The 2,454-nt window shown below is 56.8% G+C and carries 1 protein-coding gene; it reads right to left on the bottom strand.

The features are described 5' to 3' along the window. A partial coding sequence (locus ACZ7GZ_RS43020; RefSeq protein WP_471033283.1) for a hypothetical protein occupies positions 1 to 2,389 on the bottom strand: 2,389 nt, incomplete at its 3' end. Positions 2,390 to 2,454 lie beyond the last annotated feature (65 nt).

Raw genomic sequence — 2,454 nt, 5'->3', positions numbered from 1 at the left:
GCCGCTCCATCACCAGATCACTGGACGAACTGCTGCCCCCGCCGTTCCCCACCGCCCCACGCTTGACGCGGCCGCCCTCGGCCTTGGCCTCCCCGTCGTCCTTCGCTTGATCGCTCGCCGATTTCTCAACTTCTTTCTCGGCCCCGCCCAGCTTGCCCTTGACGTCCCCGCCAGCCTTGGCCCCAGCCTCATCAGCCCTGGCCCTATCACTTGTCCTCTCCTCCGGCATGGGCCATACCTGCTGGGTTAAGGGGTGGTATCCGAAATACGGCTTGGTTCCCTGCTTATACTTCACCGGCCTACGGTCGTAGGGATCGAAGGATTCAACGGCATTTTTCGTCACAACGTAGTCGTGGTCCGCACCGGTTTTAAATTCTGTTCTTGCACCGTCTGCAGTTGTGACCGTTAGATCGTGTTTGAACGCTTGGGAGAGGGTTACGTATTCTCGGGGAGCGATAACGTAGGCCTTCTCGCCATCGGTTACGCGAACGGGCTGCTCACGGTCATTTCGGATCGACACATCCCAGTCATCCTTACGTTCAATTATCGGATATTGGCGCTCCACCTCCGGATAGCTACTTTTCTCAATGCGCACGGCCGGCGTGGCTCTGTCGATCTCCTTTTGCGCTCGATCGATGGATTCCTGTATCGACGTGGCGACACCCGATCCCTTCGGATCCTTCAGGGCCTGTTCCAGGCCAGCGGCCCCGTCACGGAGGGCAGCCGACACTTTCGAGTCCAGCCGCTCCGTGACGTCCTTTTTGTTCAGGAGCGCTTGCAAACCCTTCACAACCTTCTGCGCATCCTCGAGCAGTTTCGTGTCCCCGGTGTTCCGCCCGAGTATGTCCCTCATGTCCTGCACCGCGTCGCGTGCTAACAATGACAAAGGGCGAGGAGAGTACAAGAGAAAGTCCATGCTCGAGCCAGTCTTCACTTGACTATTCAATTCAGCGAACATGCCGTTATACAGCTTTGCAAGGAATGAATCCATGGCGGGCATACCCTCGGTATATGCCTTCTTCTCAATGAAGTCTTTCGCCTTCTCTTTTGGGTCCCCCTTGGCGAAGTAACTCTTAAGGTCCTCCAACATCTGCGCAGGCAGAGTGGGGTTCAGGGTTGTGTAAGGGTCAATGAGCTTACTGCCGAGAGCAGCACCCGTTACATCAGCAGCCCGGGCAACTGCCGCGTGATCCCCCCAGTAGCCCGCACGGATCCCCTGTGCATGCTTGGGCTCGGTGTTTCCCTCACCGTAGTAAACACCATCATCTCTGATTTCGTACTTCGTACCGAGGAAGCCCTCGATGATGGAAGTCTTGAGCTTCCCCTTTTCGTCAAACTGGTGAAATGCTAATTTCTCGGAGCCAGCTATGCCGGCGTGGTCAACAATCTTCGATATCCCATGGAAAAGATAGTCGAGCTTGGTACTGGTAGAGACTTCTTTGGTATCACCCCCGGTACCCTTCGGGCCGAGAATCACCGGGCCGGTGTTACGGAAAAGGGTTTCCAGCAGGGGAACGGAGGAGACTGGGAGGCTCGCTAATGGAGGAAGACCGAAAGCCATACCCGCAATTGCCCTTCCCGCGTCGGCTATTGCATTGGTCACATCTGCCATACTAGAGGGGCCGGCAGAGACGATTGCAACGTGGTTCGATTTATTTGTGATCTTATTCACCTCCGCCCCATTCACATAATCCCAGGCTCCTTTGCCGGCATTCATCAAGGTATGGAACACGCCTTCCTCCGCATGCCCCGCTTTGTAGGTATTCTCCTGCTTTTCGCCCTTTTTTGTACGATCGTCCTGAGCTGCTTCATAGAAGGTGCCGGCGTGGTAGTACCATGATTTGCCCGCCGAGGTCGTGAAGGCGGTCTCTTTTACGTCGCGCTTGCCATCCACCGTGAAGATCTTGAGCCGCACGTCCTTCGTGGGCACCGAAGACATGGGCTCCGCCACGATTGCCGCTGTGTCGGTCTTGTAGACCACCCGACTCTTATGAGGGGGGATCACTGTGAACCCGTTGATCTGATTTGAAATAAGGTTACCGCCGCCGCGCGCACCGTCGGGAATGTCTATCAGGGTATTCGCGCCAATTACCCCAGAAAGCCTCGCTAAACCGGGAATCGCCTTTTCCTCGAGATACGCAGAGGCCAGCGTTACCGTAAGATTCCCCGCGAACACAGCCAATGCGCCCGCATCGCTGGGGCCCGAGTAAACAACCATCGGCAGGTCGCTGTCATTGGTGACCACGCTCTCACCGAAGGCATTCTCCTTCGAGAGTTCCTCCTGCTGCGGTACGCTGGGCTTTGATACGCCGGGCCCGGAATTTTGCGCAAAGGCCGGAGCTGCGCTGGCAGCGCCGATTCCCAGCACGACGCCCAGGGAAAGGGTCACGGCAGCGTATCGGTTCGCGACTGTGATCGAGTTCTTGCGTACCTTTTTGTGACGAGCAGGCACGT

The sequence above is a fragment of the Streptomyces sp. NPDC037288 genome (assembly GCF_055603265.1).
The sequence above is the reverse complement of the archived record's forward strand: the minus strand, read 5'-3'. Positions and strand labels throughout refer to the sequence as shown.